The 15,461-nt window shown below is 70.3% G+C and carries 16 protein-coding genes and 2 pseudogenes; 13 read left to right on the forward strand and 5 right to left on the reverse strand.

Annotated elements, in window-relative coordinates:
• Positions 1–414 precede the first annotated feature (414 nt).
• From mtlA to VS93_RS13970, 4 genes and pseudogenes are all read left to right on the forward strand, one after another.
• A pseudogene (mtlA, locus tag VS93_RS28145) lies at positions 415–1,523 on the forward strand (mannitol-specific PTS transporter subunit IIC).
• Entirely contained in the window at positions 1,520–1,828 is a 309-nt protein-coding gene (locus VS93_RS13960) for a PTS sugar transporter subunit IIB (RefSeq protein WP_046470369.1), read from the forward strand. The pseudogene mtlA and the gene VS93_RS13960 overlap by 4 nt, the downstream one beginning before the upstream one ends.
• Complete coding sequence (locus VS93_RS13965; RefSeq protein ID WP_046470370.1) at positions 1,818–2,285, forward strand: PTS sugar transporter subunit IIA; 468 nt, start codon at positions 1,818–1,820, stop codon at positions 2,283–2,285. The genes VS93_RS13960 and VS93_RS13965 overlap by 11 nt, the downstream gene beginning before the upstream one ends.
• Positions 2,282–3,322, forward strand: a complete 1,041-nt coding sequence (locus tag VS93_RS13970; protein ID WP_046470371.1) for a zinc-dependent dehydrogenase — start codon at positions 2,282–2,284, stop codon at positions 3,320–3,322. Before VS93_RS13965 ends, VS93_RS13970 begins: the two co-directional genes overlap by 4 nt.
• A gap of 108 nt (positions 3,323–3,430) precedes the next feature.
• On the opposite strand, the gene VS93_RS13975 is transcribed toward VS93_RS13970, so the two are convergent.
• Positions 3,431–4,480, reverse strand: coding sequence for a LacI family DNA-binding transcriptional regulator (locus VS93_RS13975; protein WP_046470372.1), 1,050 nt, complete (start codon positions 4,478–4,480; stop codon positions 3,431–3,433).
• A gap of 103 nt (positions 4,481–4,583) precedes the next feature.
• On the opposite strand from VS93_RS13975, the gene VS93_RS13980 reads away from it, so the two are divergent.
• The 4 genes from VS93_RS13980 to VS93_RS13995 all read left to right on the forward strand — a co-directional run bounded on the left by VS93_RS13980 (position 4,584) and on the right by VS93_RS13995 (position 8,268).
• The gene (locus VS93_RS13980; protein ID WP_046470373.1) at positions 4,584–5,762 is read left to right on the forward strand and encodes a phytanoyl-CoA dioxygenase family protein; all 1,179 of its coding nucleotides are present in this window, start codon (positions 4,584–4,586) and stop codon (positions 5,760–5,762) included.
• A gap of 202 nt (positions 5,763–5,964) precedes the next feature.
• A complete protein-coding gene (locus tag VS93_RS13985; RefSeq protein WP_046470374.1) occupies positions 5,965–6,363 on the forward strand; it encodes an aldo/keto reductase in 399 nt (132 codons plus the stop codon).
• Positions 6,351–7,403 (forward strand): inositol 2-dehydrogenase, encoded by a 1,053-nt coding sequence (gene iolG / locus VS93_RS13990; RefSeq protein ID WP_046470375.1) that lies wholly within the window; start codon positions 6,351–6,353, stop codon positions 7,401–7,403. The genes VS93_RS13985 and iolG overlap by 13 nt, the downstream gene beginning before the upstream one ends.
• 94 nt (positions 7,404–7,497) lie before the next feature.
• The gene (locus VS93_RS13995; RefSeq protein WP_156184830.1) at positions 7,498–8,268 is read left to right on the forward strand and encodes a sugar phosphate isomerase/epimerase family protein; all 771 of its coding nucleotides are present in this window, start codon (positions 7,498–7,500) and stop codon (positions 8,266–8,268) included.
• A gap of 267 nt (positions 8,269–8,535) precedes the next feature.
• Here VS93_RS13995 and VS93_RS29210 read toward each other — a convergent pair whose 3' ends face one another.
• A complete protein-coding gene (locus VS93_RS29210; protein ID WP_156184831.1) occupies positions 8,536–8,883 on the reverse strand; it encodes a hypothetical protein in 348 nt (115 codons plus the stop codon).
• Between the two features lie 409 nt (positions 8,884–9,292).
• On the opposite strand from VS93_RS29210, the gene VS93_RS30460 reads away from it, so the two are divergent.
• From VS93_RS30460 to VS93_RS14010, 4 genes and pseudogenes are all read left to right on the forward strand, one after another.
• Positions 9,293–9,700, forward strand: coding sequence for a hypothetical protein (locus VS93_RS30460; RefSeq protein WP_201776644.1), 408 nt, complete (start codon positions 9,293–9,295; stop codon positions 9,698–9,700).
• Positions 9,701–10,178: 478 nt separating this feature from the next.
• Positions 10,179–10,601, forward strand: a pseudogene (locus tag VS93_RS33415) (MEDS domain-containing protein); the annotation flags it as partial.
• A gap of 47 nt (positions 10,602–10,648) precedes the next feature.
• Positions 10,649–11,146: an ATP-binding protein gene (locus VS93_RS14005; RefSeq protein ID WP_052745749.1), complete on the forward strand. Its 498-nt coding sequence runs from the start codon at positions 10,649–10,651 to the stop codon at positions 11,144–11,146.
• 225 nt (positions 11,147–11,371) lie between these two features.
• Entirely contained in the window at positions 11,372–12,043 is a 672-nt protein-coding gene (locus VS93_RS14010; protein ID WP_046470376.1) for a hypothetical protein, read from the forward strand.
• A 52-nt stretch (positions 12,044–12,095) separates the two neighbouring features.
• Here VS93_RS14010 and VS93_RS28155 read toward each other — a convergent pair whose 3' ends face one another.
• Positions 12,096–12,299, reverse strand: a complete 204-nt coding sequence (locus VS93_RS28155; RefSeq protein ID WP_082126882.1) for an excalibur calcium-binding domain-containing protein — start codon at positions 12,297–12,299, stop codon at positions 12,096–12,098.
• Positions 12,300–12,479: 180 nt separating this feature from the next.
• Between VS93_RS28155 and VS93_RS14020 the strand changes: the two genes are divergently transcribed.
• Complete coding sequence (locus VS93_RS14020) at positions 12,480–12,779, forward strand: hypothetical protein (RefSeq protein WP_046470377.1); 300 nt, start codon at positions 12,480–12,482, stop codon at positions 12,777–12,779.
• Positions 12,780–13,151: 372 nt separating this feature from the next.
• Here the strand turns inward: VS93_RS14020 and VS93_RS14025 are convergent, their stop codons facing one another.
• Both VS93_RS14025 and VS93_RS14030 read right to left on the reverse strand, forming a co-directional pair.
• A complete protein-coding gene (locus tag VS93_RS14025) occupies positions 13,152–14,081 on the reverse strand; it encodes a P1 family peptidase (RefSeq protein ID WP_338022737.1) in 930 nt (309 codons plus the stop codon).
• 133 nt (positions 14,082–14,214) lie between these two features.
• Positions 14,215–15,450: a M20 family metallopeptidase gene (locus VS93_RS14030; protein WP_046470378.1), complete on the reverse strand. Its 1,236-nt coding sequence runs from the start codon at positions 15,448–15,450 to the stop codon at positions 14,215–14,217.
• Between the last annotated feature and the right edge of the window lie 11 nt (positions 15,451–15,461).

Consider the following 15,461-nt stretch of genomic DNA (forward strand, 5'->3'; position numbering starts at 1 on the left):
AAGGCCCGCCCCGTCCGGCCATGCGCGACCATGGACGCCGCGACGGCGCCGATCCCCGATGGCCGCGGAATCCGCGGGTTTTCCATATCCGCCGGCGGGGGCCGAACGGAACACGGCCTGGCCGTTTCGGGCACCACCGGGGCGGCGGCCGAATGGACGGTGACGCCCTCGTAGTTCCCGATCCTCCCGCCGACCCTCCACACCGAAAACTGCGGCGCGGACTCCCGGAGTCGGCGCGATCGGGGAAATCGCCCGCTCCCTCGCCGGTTCCGGGAATTCCTCCGAACCCGCGCCGGGCGTCCGCGTGTTTCCCGCGGCCGACAATGGCCTGACGACCCCGAGATCCCCGTACATTTTCTCCGGTGCAAATTCGCGCCGGCTTCGCGAAGCCCACTCCTCTGCAGAAAGTCTTCCATGGCGGATCGAACTGGTAATCCGAACACCACTGCCCAACTCTCACGCCGCGGTCTCCTCCGCGCGCGGACCCAGCGTTTCGGCGGTTATCTCGCCGGCATGGTGATGCCCAACATCGGGGCGTTCATCGCCTGGGGCCTGATCACAGCGCTGTTCATCCCCACCGGCTGGTTCCCGAACGAGACGCTGGCCCAGATGGTCGATCCGATGATCACCATCCTGCTGCCCGTCCTGATCGGCTATACCGGCGGTCGGCTGGTACACGACCAGCGCGGCGGGGTCGTCGGCGCGGTGGCCGCCATGGGCGTGGCGGTGGGATCGGACGTCCCGATGTTCCTCGGTGCGATGATCATCGGCCCGCTCACCGCGTACCTGGTCAAACTGTTCGACAATGCGGCGCAGTCACGGGTGCACGCCGGGTTCGAGATGCTGGTCAACAACTTCAGCGCCGGCATCATCGGCGGAGCCATGGCGGTGCTGGGCATGCGCGTGATCGGCCCCGTCGTGCAGGTCCTCACCCAGGCGCTCGGTCAGGGGGTCCAGTTCCTGATCGACCTCCAACTGCTGCCGCTCGTGTCGATCATCGTCGAGCCCGCCAAGGTGCTGTTCCTGAACAACGCCATCAACCACGGGATCCTCAGCCGTTGGGCGTGGCGAGCGCGGCCGAGGCCGGCAAGGCGATCGAGTTCATGATCGAGACGAACCCGGGCCCGGGACTGGGCATCCTGCTGGCCTGCATGTTCTTCGGTCCGAAGGTCAGCCGGGCCACCGCTCCGGGCGCGATCATCATCCACTTCTTCGGCGGGATCCACGAGATCTACTTCCCCTACCTCCTCGCCCAGCCCCGCCTGATCCTCGCCGCCATCGCGGGCGGCGCCGCGGGTGTCTCGGTGTTCCTGCTCACCGGTGCCGGACTGATCGCCACACCCTCGCCCGGCAGCATCATCGCCTACATGGCCGTCACTCCCAGGGGAGAGCACCTGGCCGTACTCGCGGGCGTGTTCGCCGCGACCGCGGTGTCGTTCATCACGGCCTCTCTCCTGCTCGGCTTCGGTCGCTCGGAGCGGACGAAGGAAAAAACGAACAAGACATCGGAGGCACTGGCATGAGCACCATCAACGGATCCGACATCAAGAAGGTCATCGTCGCCTGCGACGCCGGGATGGGGAGCAGCGTCCTGCTCACCTCCCAGCTCACCCAGTCGCTCGGAGCCTACGACGTAACGGTCGAGCACGCGCCGGTCGACCACATCCCCGCCGACACCGACGTGGTGCTCTGCCACTCCGCTCTCCTGGACCGCGCCCGCACCACGGTTTCGGACACGGTCGTCCTCGGCTTCAACATGTTCTTCGGCGACCCCGCGTTCATTCGGCTCGAACAGGCGATCAAAGCGGGTGAGCCACTTGCGGACTGATCTCGCGGTCGACCCGCGGGCGGTGCGGCTCGGCCGCACCGCCGCGGACAAGGCCGACGCCATCGACCAGTGCGGCCGACTCCTGATGGAGCTCGGCGCGGTGGAGCCGGGTTACCTGACCGCGATGCACGAGCGCGAGCACTCCCTCTCCACCTACGTCGGTGAGGGCGTCGCCATCCCGCATGGCACGGACGCCGCCCGGGCGCTGGTGAAGCGCACCGAGCTGGCGGTCATCCAGTTCCCCCAGGGCGTGGACTGGGACGGCGCCCCGGTCGTGATCGCCATCGGCATCGCCGCCGGAGAGGAGGAGCACGTCGGCGTGCTCTCGGCGGTCGCGAGGACGCTGACCGATCCGCGCAGGGCGGAACGTCTGCGGGATGCGCCCGATGTCGCCACCGTCATCGACCTGCTCCGCCCGGCCGAGTCGGGAGAAGGAAGGGAGGACGGGTTCCCGTGAAGGTCGCGCGCTTCTACGCGCCCGGCGACGTCCGCGTCGAGGAGGCCCCCGAGCCCGAAGCGGGACCGGGTGAGCTCAAGCTTCGGGTCCGTAACTGCTCCACCTGCGGCACCGACGTCAAGATCTACCGGCACGGTCACCACCACATCTCACCGCCGCGGGTCATCGGGCACGAGATCGCGGGCGAGATCGCCGAGGTGGGCGGCGGCGTGGCCGGTTGGGCCCCCGGTGACCGCGCACAGGTGATCGCGGCCATCCCGTGCGGCCGGTGTCTGTTCTGCCGCCGCGGCCGGCAGACCGTTTGCCCGGACCAGGAGTCGATGGGCTACCACTACGACGGCGGGTTCGCCGAGTACATGATCATCCCGACCGGGGTGCTCGCGGTGGACGGGGTGAACCGGATCCCCGGCGGTCTGGGATACGACGAGGCCTCCCTCGCCGAACCCCTCGCCTGCGTGCTCAACGGGCAGGAGATCGTCGGCGTCGACAGCGGCGACACCGTGGTCGTGATCGGCGCCGGCCCGATCGGCTGCCTGCACGTCCGCCTGGCCCGGGCCCGCGGGGCCGAACAGGTCGTCCTGGTCGAGCTCGACCGCGGCCGGCTGGACATGTCAGCCGGTGCGGTCCAGCCCGACGCGGCCGTCTGCGGCTCCGAGACCGATGCCGTCGAGCAGGTCGAACGTCTCACTGATGGGCGCGGGGCCGACGTCGTCATCACCGCTGCGGCTTCCGGCCGCGCCCAGGAGGACGCCCTGCGGATGGTGGCGCGCCGCGGCCGGGTCAGTCTCTTCGGCGGGCTTCCCAAGGACGACCCGACCATCACGCTCGACTCCAACCTCGTGCACTACCGCGAGATCGCCGTCTTCGGCGCCAACGGGTCCAGTCCCGCGCACAACCGGCGCGCCCTGGAGCTCATCGCCGCCGGAACGGTCGGGGCGGCGGATCTCATCACGGCGCGCATGCCGCTGACCGAAGTGCTCACCGCGATCGACACGGTGGCCTCCGCCTCGGCGATCAAGGTGACGGTCGAGCCGTGAACACGCCCCCGTCCTGGCCGCGATAGGGGCGGCCGGGGAGGCGGCGACCGTGCCGCGGAACGGCCCGGCGGGCACCGGCTTCATGCTGCGGCGGCATCGTCCGGCCCCTCAGCCGCCGACCGCCATCGCCGAGACCTGCGGCTCCATGTTGTAGGGGGTGATGACCTGGATGGCGGACGGCTGGACGCGGATGGTCCCCGGAAGCGCGTTGTGCGCCTGGATGATGATCCGGCAGGCCCGCCGCATGTCCTGGCGCAGGTCGTGGTGCAGCACCGCGGACAGCCGGCCCTCGCGCAGCAGCCGGGTGTTGTCGTGGTCGAGGTCGTGCGCGATGAACACCGGGCAGGCGTGTCCCACCGACTCCAGCGTCTCGACGGTCGCGGCGTTGCCGCCGCCGATCGAGTAGACGGCGCGGATCTGCGGATCCCGTTCCAGCGCCTCCAGGACGCGCTCGCGCATGGCGGCGTCGAGGCCGTCGGTCCCGGTGATCTCGACCAGGGAGCGCTCGGGGTGCATGGACCGCATGGCGCTGCGGAAACCCATCTCGCGTTCCTCCTCGCCTCGGAAGAAGCCGCTGCTGAGGGAGGTGAGCACGTTGCCGGGGCGCTCGCCCAGCCACTGCCCGATCAGATAGGCCGCGGTGGCGCCCGCGGCGCGGTTGTCGATGCCGACGTAGCCGAGCCGCCCGCTGCTCGGTAGATCCGTCACCAGGGTCACCACGGGGATCCCTTTCGCGACGAGCCGACCGGCCGCGGCGGTGACCTCTGGAACGTCCGGGGCTTTGAGGATCACCCCCTGGGAGGACCCGCCCCGGGCGATCCGGTCGAGTGTCGCGGCGAGGTCCTCCGCGGTTCCGGTCTCGCGGAAGTGGAAGCGCGAGCGCAGAACGGCCGGGTGCAGCGACGGCAGTTCCGCCTCCAGAGCCGCGCGCACAGCGGAGGAGAAGCGCTCCGGCGCCTGCATCACAATGTCGATCATGAAGGTGCGGCCTCCGAGCCGCACCTGTGTCCGCTGCCGGTCCAGGTCGGTGATGGCCTGGCGTACCTGCCGGGCGGTGCTCTCGCGCACGCCGCCCCTGGCGTTGAGGACCCTGTCGACGGTGGCCTCACTCAGCCCGGCCTGACGGGCGATCTCCTTGATCGGATAGGGGTGGACCATCGACGGACTCCTTGATGGGTTTTTGATGGATTTTCGCTCTTGTTTGATGGATTCGATTCCTAGGATCGTAGAAAATCGCATGCTCGTCCCCAAAAGGAGCACCATGTCCCTGACCGACCCGGCCCCCCGGTACCGGCTGGCCGAAACCGACTGCGATCTCAACGACTTCCGCGTCCTGGTCGAGCAGGCCACCGACCCGGCCGACCACCCCTCCGCCGACTCCGTGGAGCAGAACGTCCCGCTCTATGACAGCGCCCGGTTGCGGGAGCTGTCCGCCACCGCGGACGGCCACCGCCAGGTGCGGACCGAACTCGCCCGCGCGCTGCTGGAGGGGCCGGGTATCGCGGTCTTCAAGCGCGCCTTCCCCGACCCCGCGGTCATCGACCGGGCCACCGACGCCTTCACCGCGTTCATCGAGGAGCGGCACACGGCCGGAGCCGGGCACGGCGACCACTTCGCCAAGCCCGGCGCCAACGACCGGGTGTGGAACGCCGCGGAGAAGATGGCCCTGGGCGCACCGCAGGCCTTCGCCGACTACTACGCCAACGACATCATCGCCCTGGCCGCCACCGCCTGGCTGGGTCCCGGCTACCAGATCACCTCCCAGATCAACGTGGTCAACCCCGGCGGCGCCGCCCAGACCGTCCACCGCGACTACCACCTGGGCTTCCTCTCCAACGAACACGCCGCCGTATTCCCCGCGCACGTCCACCGGCTCTCGCCCGTGCTGACCCTGCAGGGCGCCGTCGCGCACTGCGACATGCCCGTGGAGAGCGGGCCCACGCTCTACCTGCCGTACTCGCAGAAGTACGAGCCCGGCTACCTGGCCTGGCGCCTGCCCGAGTTCCAGGCCTACTTCGAGTACCGCCACGTCCAACTGCCGCTGGAAAAGGGCGACGCGGTCTTCTTCAACCCCGCGCTCTTCCACGCCGCCGGGCACAACCGCTCGGCCGGCATCAGGCGCATGGCCAACCTGCTGCAGATCTCCTCGGCCTTCGGCCGCGCCATGGAGACCGCGAACCGGGAGCGCATGACCAACGCGGTCTACCCCGTGCTGCTACGGCGCAAGGCCGAAGGCGCCTCCGAGGAGTGGCTGGGCAACGTCGTGGCCGCCTGCGCCGAGGGCTATCCCTTCCCCACCAACCTGGACCTCGACACCCCCTCCGACGGCCTGGCCCCGCCCGCCCAGGCCGAGATCGTCCGGCGGGCACTGCGGGAGGAACGGCCCGCCCCGGCGCTGCGCCGGGAACTACGCTCCGCCGCCGAACGCCGCCAGAGCTGAGGCGGACCGAGACCGCCGCCGGAAACCGGCGCCCCGAGCGCGGGCCGGACCACCGGGCAGGGCCGGAAGAGCACCGCGGAAACCCCACACGGCACCGAAGGCGCCTCCGGTGGCTTCCGGCCACGGTGCCCACCGCGGGCGGCGAAACGCCGGGCGGCGCTGCCCGACCGTCCGCGACCCCACCAGACCCGACGGAGAGACCATGCACTACAACCAGCTGGGCACGACCGGGCTCCAGGTATCGGCGGTGTCGTTCGGCACCGCGCCGCTGGGCGACATGTTCGGCGGCGCCGACGAGACCGAAGCGGCCGCCACCGTGCACCGCGCCCTGGACGCGGGCGTCAACTTCTTCGACTCCTCGGTGTACTACGGCGGCGGCCTCGCCGAGCAGCGTCTCGGCGCAGCCCTGCGCGGGCGGCGCGACAACGTGGTGATCGGCACCACCGACGCCCGGCACCTGGACTCCGCGATCGAGGCGGAGTTCACCCCCATCGATGAGGAGCTGCTCAGCGAGGTGCTCGCGGCCACCGCGGACGTGCACGCCGTGTCGTGGAGCAGCGGCCTGCCCGAGAACAACGGAGGTGGCACATGTTCCGCGTAGCGCTCTTCGGCGCCGGGCGTGTCGGGCGGGTCCACGCACGCTCCATCGCCGGGCACGACGACGCGCGACTCGTGCGGGTCTGCGATCCGGTCCCGCAGGCCGCGCAGGCGGTCGCCGACCGCTACGGCGGCCGGGCGGGAACCGGTGTCGACGAGGTGCTCGGGGATCCCAGGGTCGACGCGGTGGTGATCGCCTCGCCGACGCCGACCCACGTCGACCTGCTGAGCCGGTCGGTTCGAGCCGGCAAACCCGTGCTGTGCGAGAAGCCCATCGACCTCGACCTGGCTGCGATCGACCGGTGCTGGGCGGACATCGCACACCACAGGCCCCGGGTGATGATGGGCTTCAACCGGCGCTTCGACCCCACGTTCCACTGGATCCGGGACCGGGTCTCCCGCGGTGAGATCGGCGCGGTCCGCGCGCTGCGGATCACCAGCCGCGACCCGGAACCGCCGCCGCCCGCCTACATCGCAGCCTCGGGCGGCATATTCCGCGACATGACCATCCACGACTTCGACATGGCGCGGTACTTCCTCGGCGACGTGACCGAGGTGCACGCCCTTGTCTCCGACGACGGCAACGCCGAACTGGCCGCCGAGGGAGACGCGCACCAGGCGATGGTGCTCCTGCGCGGCGCCGAGGGAGCGCTGTGCACGATCACCAACAGCCGCAGCTGCGTGTTCGGCTACGACCAGCGTCTTGAGGTGTTCGGTGATGGCGGGATGCTGGAGGCGGCGAACCAGACCCCGTCCAGTGTGCGCGCCTACAGCGCGGCGGCCGCTGAGACCGCCGAGCCCTACCTGCACTTCTTCCTCGAACGCTACCGCGAGTCCTACCTCGCCGAGCTCGACGAGTTCCTCCGGGCCGTCGGCGAGGGGCGAACCCCCGCTCCCGGGTTCGCCGACGGCAGGGCGGCGCTGGCGCTGGCCGAGGCGGCGGTCGAGAGCGTGGCCACCGGCCGGACCGTCGCCGTTGCCCGCAACGGCAGTACGGGTGCGACCACCCCTTCCCACGACGCGGAGAACGGAGCACTGACATGATCATGAATCGGGTAGCGGGAGCCCCGTCTCGTGGGGTGTTTGCGAGGTTCCGGACTGGGGCTACCAGCTCACACCCGAGCAGGTGCTGACCGAGATGAGGGAGATCGGCCTCGTCGCCACCGAGTTCGGGCCGGAGGGGTTCCTGCCCTCCGAGCCGCGGGCCAAGGCGGAGAAGCTCGCCTCGCTCGGGCTGTCCGCTGTGGGCGGCTTCGTCCCGGTCGTGCTGCACGACAGCAGCCGCGACCCGCTGCCTGAGGTCGACCGTGAGCTGGACGGCTTCGTCGCCGCCGGCGCGGGCACGATCGTCCTGGCCGCGGCCACCGGCCGGGAGGGCTACGACACCCGGCCCGAGCTCGGCGGCGACGCGTGGCGGACCCTGTTCGCCAACCTCGACCGCATCGCCGGGCGTTCCCGCGAGCGAGGCGTGAACGCGGCGCTGCATCCCCACGTCGGCACGATGGTGCAGAACCGGGAGGAGGTCTACCGGGTCCTGCACGAGTCGGCGGTGCCGTTGTGTCTCGACACGGGCCATCTCCTGGTGGGCGGGACCGACCCGGTGCGGCTGGCGAAGGACGCGCCGGAACGCGTCGCCCACACCCATCTCAAGGACGTCGATGCCGCGCTCGCCGATGCTGTCCGCGCCGGCGGCAGGAACTACACGGACGCGGTCCGTGCGGGCATGTACCGGCCGCTGGGGGCCGGTGACATCGACATCGAAGGGATCATCCGTGTCCTGGAGTCGAATGGTTACACCGGCTGGTACGTGATGGAGCAGGACACCATCCTCCCCGGGAAGCCCGAGGGGGAGGGGCCCGCCGCCGATGTCCGCGCGAGCGTGGCCTACCTGCGCGGCCTCGCCCTCTGACCGGGGCCGGGCCGCTCAGGCCGCCATAGTGCGCCCGGGCTCTCCGGAGGGCGGGCCTCTGGAACCCGCGCCACCCGCGCCGCAGTGAGGCGGGAGGGGGTGACGGAGGCGTTGCCCGAGCGGCGGATACTCCTGTCTCTCCCCCTGGTCGAGGGGCGTCCGGTCAGGGGCGCGCTCTGACCTCAGAAGTCGGACGCTTCGGGGGCGGGTAGTGCTCATCTGTCGGCAGCTACGGCACCAAGTCTTACCGACCCAGCTCGTCTTCCATCAGGGAGGCCGCGCTGCTCGTCCGGGTAGGGGGTTCGGCGCCCACAGCAGGCCCTCGCGCCACCCCGGGCGGTTCTGCCGCCGCTTGCGCTTGGTGTTCCTCGCCTCTGCCGGGTCCGCTCCCGGTGTATTGATCTTCAACCACTGGTTCGGCGGCCGGCACCCGATTTGGAATGCTTTACCCCAAAAGAGGGTGATCGACGAGCCGAGAGCGGGCGCGGGGCGGAAAACTCGGCCGACGAGGATGGCCTGCGGTTTGTGATCGGTTCTCTGGTTGGCCATGATCAATTTTCCGGTGTTGCCGCTGTTCTGGTTTATTTTCCTCCAGAGTGCAATATCATTTGCCATGATGGCGCGTTTTAAATCTTTCTGCTAACGATCTGACCTGCAGAAACATGTCTTTATGGTGGAAATTGGGTGGAATCTTCCCGTGGCTGAAGTGGCGCTTCCGTGTGATCAAGAAAAAGTCGTCCGCCCCCTCTTGACTGGAGGGCGCTATACGACAAAACTATCGAATGATTCTGGGTGTTGTCCATGGGGAAGATCAAAATATGACCGCGGTGTGCCATCGAACGGGCGGATGGTGGAAATGTCGACCGCGGCTACTCGCCGGTGAAGGCGAAGGCCGCATCCAGTGCTGTTGCCCGGGATAAGTATGCCTGATTCCGTTTTCAGGTGATGTTGGATTTTGGGGCGGAGTCCGAGAATTCTGCCGCCTCGGCGAATCAATCGTTTTCGGATGCAGAAGGAGAGATCCATGCGAGTGATCAGACTGCTCGTCCTCGGCGCCGTGCTGATGGCCTGCGGGTTCGCCGCCACCGCTGTTCCCGCCAGCGCGTCGCAGACCGGAGCGGTGGCTGAGGTCACCGGCTCCGCGCCGACGGCGGACACCAGGTCCGGCGGCACAACGGAGGCACCCCCAGCCCGTGTCTGCAGGACTCACAACCCGCCCGGAGCCGGTTCGGCCACAGCCTGCCGGACGTGGTACCCGGAGGGCGGTGGTTACTACCACGGTTCCTGGAACTGGAGTGGAACGTCGGGTGTCTATGTTCAGGGATGGTTCGACGGCCGGGTGTACAACCTGGCCCCCAGCGGCACGTACAGCGGTGTGAAGAAGTTCCTCACCCGAGGCTGCAAGGGTTCGCAGTGCACCGGCTGGTCATAGCGGCTCTCACCGCCGCGCCGTCAGCGGCGCGGGCGAGATGACGGGATCCGGCTCACCGGAAAACCGAAGAGACCTCGGAGGTGCGGCTCGCTTGCGCGGGCCGCATCCGCCGTGCGGCCGCACACGGGGCGCATCCCTCAAGGCGGATCCGATGACCTGCGGACGTCGGAACGGGATCGGTCGGTACCCGGCGCGCTCTCGCGGCCGGTCGTTTCCATTCGGGGAGGGTATGACTGCGGCCGCTGCGCTGACCTGCATCGGGTCCCCGCCGGGGTGCCCGTTCCGCGCGGCTTCGAGGACCACTTTGGCGACGAAGGGCCAGGTGGAGGGAGTGAGAGCTATACTAAGGCGCCACGTACCTGGAGTGATCCATCACTAGCACCCCTTGCGAGGTTCTCATGAGAACCATGACCGGGCTCGAAGACGGAACGCCGCGGGCAACCGGCCCCGTCCCGGGCCGGAAGCGTGGAGATCGCTCGTGAGCGGCACGATCGCCCCGGAAGGGGCGCCCGCAGACGACCGGTCACTGGTACACCGCGCGCTCTTCTTCGACAGTGAAGCGGACTTCCTCTCCGCGGCCCTTCCTTTCCTGCGCGAAGGGCTGCGGGCCGATGATGCCGTGATCGTCATCAGCACCCCGAAGAAGCTCGACATGGTGCGGGACGTCCTCGGGGACGATGCCTCGTCGGTGCATTTCGCGGACACGGCCAGTTGGTTCCAGCACCCCGTCCGCACGATCGCCGCCTACCAGTCCACCTTCAAGGTGATGGGGTCGCGCCGCATGCGTGTGGTCTCCGAACCGACCTTCTGGAACGACCGCACACCGCAGGAGACCGTGGAATGGTACCGCCTCGAGTCGCTCGTCAATCAGGTGTTCCAGCGGTCGGGTGCCCAGGTGATCTGCTGCTATGACCGGCGCACGGTCCCGGCGGAGGTGCTGGAACTGGCGTGCAGGACCCACCTGAGCTGCTCTACAGCGACGGGATGCGGGAGAGTGACGACTACACCTCTCCCGAGGTTTTCAGCGACGTGTGCAGCCAGATGGCGATCCCTTTCCCTGACACTCCCTACTCGGCCGAGTCCCTGCGCGTCGAGGCGACCGACCTCTGGGCGGTGCGGGACTTCGTCGCCAAGCAGGCGAGGAGCCGGGGGATAGGTTCCGGCGCGCTGTACAACCTGCTCGTCGCGGTGACGGAGGTGACCGCCAACGCGGTCCGCCACGGACATCCGCCGGTCACCGTGTGCATCTGGCAGGACGGCGGTGACCTGGTCTGCGACGTCATCGACTCCGGTCACTGGAGGCCTGCGGAGTCCCTGGGATTCGTGCCGCCGAAATCCGCATCCGATAAAGGGTTCGGACTGTGGGGGGTCCGAATGCTCTGCGACAGTAGCCAGTTTCACGCCGGTCCAGCGGGTACGGTCGTCCGGCTGCGCATCCGGATCTGAACGCGGCGACTCGCGGCCCGAACACTGCGTCTTTCAAGCGGAACCGAACCGCCGCAGCGGGGTGCTCCGGCCAGAACGTCTGGCCTCATCGCGGTGCCGGAGCGGACGCGCTGGGGCCGGTGGGTCGGGCAGCCGGACGGGGGCCAATCCTCCCAGCGCAGTGGTGGCGCCGTACGCCCAGGTGTGCCAGTGTGGCCTGCGGTCCATCGCGAGGAGAGCAGAGCCATGTCCAACAGCGTGCGTCACGCGATCGGGATCGTGATCGGCCTGATCGCGATCCCTGTCCTCCTCCACGGTCTGGCCTTTTTCGGAACTCGGATCCTGCTGCCGCTGCGGACGTTCGAGCCCACAGCGGGAGCGGTCATCGGCATCGTCGCGGTCGTGGCCATCGGCGCGGCGCTGGGGCCGCTCACGACCTCCCGCATCTCCCCATTGGCCGCCCTCATTCCGGGGCTCGGAGTCGGGGTTTTCGGGGTCATCGGCTCGATTCCCAGCCCGCTCGTCGGAGCACTCAACCTCTCGATCGGCCCCATCCGGTCGCCCTGGGAGATGGGCACCCTGCACCTGCTGCTCATCGGCGGCCTGCTCACCGCCTCCGCGCTGTTTCCCAGCCGCTGGCGCGCCGCCCCCGAGGTACCGCACCGGCCCCCGTGGCAGGGAGGGCCGGGGTCGGGCTCTGGCCCGGGACACATGCACGCGACCCCCGGTCCGGTCGGCCCTCCGCCCTACGACCAGGACTCTCCGGCTCCGCCGCCCGGACCGGGCATGCAGCCCTGGATGTACGGTTCCGGCCCCCAGCCCCCGTCCTTCGCGCCGGGCACCCGGTCTCCGCAGCCCGGCCCGGGCCCTCAGTTCTCGCGCCACGACACCGAGGGATGGCCGCAGGCCCCCGGCTGAGCCCCGGGACAGCGATCTCGGGGTGAGTACGGCTGCGGTATTCGCACCGGCGTCAGTACTTGCATCCCACACCGTCACAGTCGCGGTCGAGGTGCGGCCCGTACCCGGGATCCCCGTCCCGGACGGGGGCGGCGCCCGCCACGCGGGCCTCATCGCAGTCCTCATAGAACTCGCCAAGGTTTCCGCCGTCTTGGGCGGTTGCCTCCTCGGTGACGGTTTCGGTGTGCGTCCATGGCGATTTCTTCGGGATCGCCATGGTCGTCGTGCCGGCCGGTCAGGTCACGCAGCCCCTATGCGGCGGGCCTGACCGGGCGTGCGCACGCGCGCGTCACACGGGCACGTTCTGTTCCTGGAGCCATCATCCAGTGCTCGCGTCCCTTACTTGATGTTTACTTGACGGGGGCATGCACCCCGCCAGTCTCGAAGGGAGAGTGCGATGTTCGACAACCTGATCGACTGGGTGAAGGGCCTTCTCGGCGGTGCTGCCGAGGACGTGGTGCAGGGTGTGTCCGGCGCCGTCGATGGCGCCGCGCCCGACGCCGCGGAGGCGGCCCAGTCCTACGGTGAGGACACCGTCAGCGCCGCGACCGGAGGAGCCGAGGATGCGCTCGGTGGTATGGCCGACACCACGCAGGAGGTCCACGAGGGCGCCGGGACCATCGGTGAAACCGTGGAGGACCCCGGTGCCGCCGCCACCGACATCGCCGGAGACCGGCTTCCCGGAAACAACGAGTAGCGGTCGGGGCAAGCGCCGCGGGATGGGCCCGCCGGGCCGCATCGGCGCTCGGTAAGCCGAGGTAGTGGCGGGAGGGAGGCTCCCTCAGGGCGGTGCGTGCCCTGCCGTGGCGCGCGCACGTGCCGCCGGCGCTCAACCGCCCGGGCGGGGTTGCCGCGCAGCACGCTCGTGAACCGGCGCATCTCGTCCGGCCACCATGCCCGCGGGCGTGGGGCGTCGAACACGTCCACTTCCTGGTGAAGCCGACCACCGTCGCGCGGTGAGTTCGCGGATCGTGCCGGTGTCGTTGCGCTAGGCCCGCGAGCACGGTCGGCGAGACGGTCCCGCCGCGGTGGTTCCCCGGGAACGTGAGCCGCCTGGACGGCGGGGGCGTCACCGATTGCCTCCAAGCGCGCGAGCGTTGGCCGAGGGGAAGGTGTCGCGGTAGCTGGGCCAGGTGCCGCCGGGAGCGTCCACGGAGTCGGCGGCGAGCAGCCCGTCGACGATGGCGCGGGTCATGCAGTCCCCGGCCGCGGTCAGCAGCGCGTGCAGCGCGAACTGGTCCGGCTCCTCCCGTTCGCCGGTGGACAGGCAGAAGACCGTGTCGCCGTCGTACATGGTGTGTACCGGCCGGATCGCGCGGGCCAGGCCGTCGTGCGCGATGCCGGCGACCTTGGCGCACCAGGCCTTGGGGAGGGCGGCGTCGGTCGCGACGACGCCGAGGGTGGTGTTCAGCGAGATGCTGGGTACATCGTGGGCCACGGTGTCCCTGTAGGCCGCGAGGTCCTCGGGTGAGGGGCGCCCCGAGGCGGGATCCCCGGGCAGACCGTGGCGCTGGCCGTAGAGCTCCCCGGTCGCCGGATCGACGGGCGAGCCGGCGCAGTTCACCACGGCGAGCGCGGCCACGGTCGTACCGTCGTCGAGGACCGCGCTGGCGGTGCCGATCCCGCCCTTCAGGCCTCCCGCGACGGCGCCGGTACCGGCGCCGACGTTGCCGCGCGCCGGCGCCGCACCGCTCCCGGCCTCCAGCGCCGCGTCGTAGGCGTCGGCGCCGAAGGCCACATCGGGCCGAGTCTTGGTGTCTCCGCCGCGCCCCAGATCGAAGATGGCCGCGGCCGGCACGATCGGGACGACGATGTCCTCCCCGACCTGGATCCCCGAGCCCGCCGCGGCGAGCCGCTCGGCGGCGCCGTGCGCGGCGGCCAGGCCGAAGGCGCTCCCGCCGCAGAGCATGACCGCGTTGACCCGTTCCACCGCGGCGCGAGGATCCAGCAGGTCGGTCTCGTGAGTGCCGGGGCCGCCGCCGCGTACGTCGCGCCGCAAACGGCGCCATCGGGGGGAGCGAGGACGACGGTACTACCGCTCAGCCAGCCGTCGCCGATGGCCGTGCGGTGGCCGACCCGGATGCCGGCGACGTCGATGAGACTGTTGGTAGGACCGGGGGCGGTGGCCGCGCTCATCGCGCGGCTCCGACGGGGTGGTGCAGGAAGCGGTGCGCGGCCTCGGCATAGACGTGGGCGCACCGCACGATGTCGGCGACCTCCACGAACTCGTCGGCCTGGTGCGCGATCCACTTGCCGCCGGGGCCGTAGACGACATTGGGGATGCGCGCGTCGCGCGCGAGGATGGTGCCGTCGGTCGCGCCGGGGACCCCGCCGTAGCGGGGCGGTTCGCCGGTGACGGCCCGGTGGGCCTCGGTGAGCGCCGTCACGACGGACGAGTCCGGGGCGACCTCCACGGCGGGGCGGTCATCGACGACGGTGACTTCGGCGCCCACCGAGTGATCGGAGGCCGCTTCGGCGGCGAGGTCCCGCATCCGCGCGACGAGCGCCGCGTGGTCGACGGCGGGGGTGGTGCGCACGTCCACGTGCACGGCCGCGTGAGCGGGGATGACGTTGGCCTGATCGGGGTCTCCGGCGCGAGCCACGGTCGGGGTGAGGTGGACCTGGCCGAGATGCTCGTGCACGCCGTGCCGTCTCGCCAGCTCGTCCTCGTAGGCGGCGAGCGCGGTGAGGAACGCGCCCACGGCGGGCACCGGGTTGCGGGCGTGCCGGGGCATCGCACCGTGCGCCATCGTGCCGGTGAACTCCACCCGCAGCCGGATCGCCCCCTTGGCGGCGACGCAGATCTCGCCCTCCTCCGGCTCGCACACGATGGCGCCGTCCACATCGGCGGCGGCGGGCGAGGCCGCGAAGTGCTTCGCCCCGAGCATCATGCCTTCCTCGTCGGCGAGGGCGCATACCTTGACCCGCCCGGGGAACGGGCCTGCGGTGCGCAACGCCGCCACCGCGTACAGCATGGCGGCCACGCCGGACTTCATGTCGGCCGAGCCGCGCCCGTACAGCCGCCCCTCGCGGATCTCCCCGCCATAAGGGGCGACGGTCCAGTTCTCGCGGTCGCCTTCGGTGACGACGTCGGTGTGTCCCTCGAACATGAGGGTGGGGCCGGGGCCGCCCCCGCCATCGACGACCGCGACCACGTTGGGCCGGCCCGGTGCGACCTCGGTCATCTCCGGTTCCCAGCCGAACTCGCGCATCTTGGCGGCGACCAGCGACGCCGCCTCCGCCTCGCTGCGGCCCCGGGCGGGTTCGTGCACGCTGCGGACGCGCACGAGTTCTTGGGTGAACGCCACGACCCCCGCGGTGTCGACCGGGAACCGGCTCTCGTCTGATGTGGCTGGCGACGTTGTCATGGGGTGTTCCC

Source organism: Allosalinactinospora lopnorensis (assembly GCF_000981225.1).
GTDB classification, from domain to species: Bacteria; Actinomycetota; Actinomycetes; order Streptosporangiales; family Streptosporangiaceae; genus Allosalinactinospora; species Allosalinactinospora lopnorensis.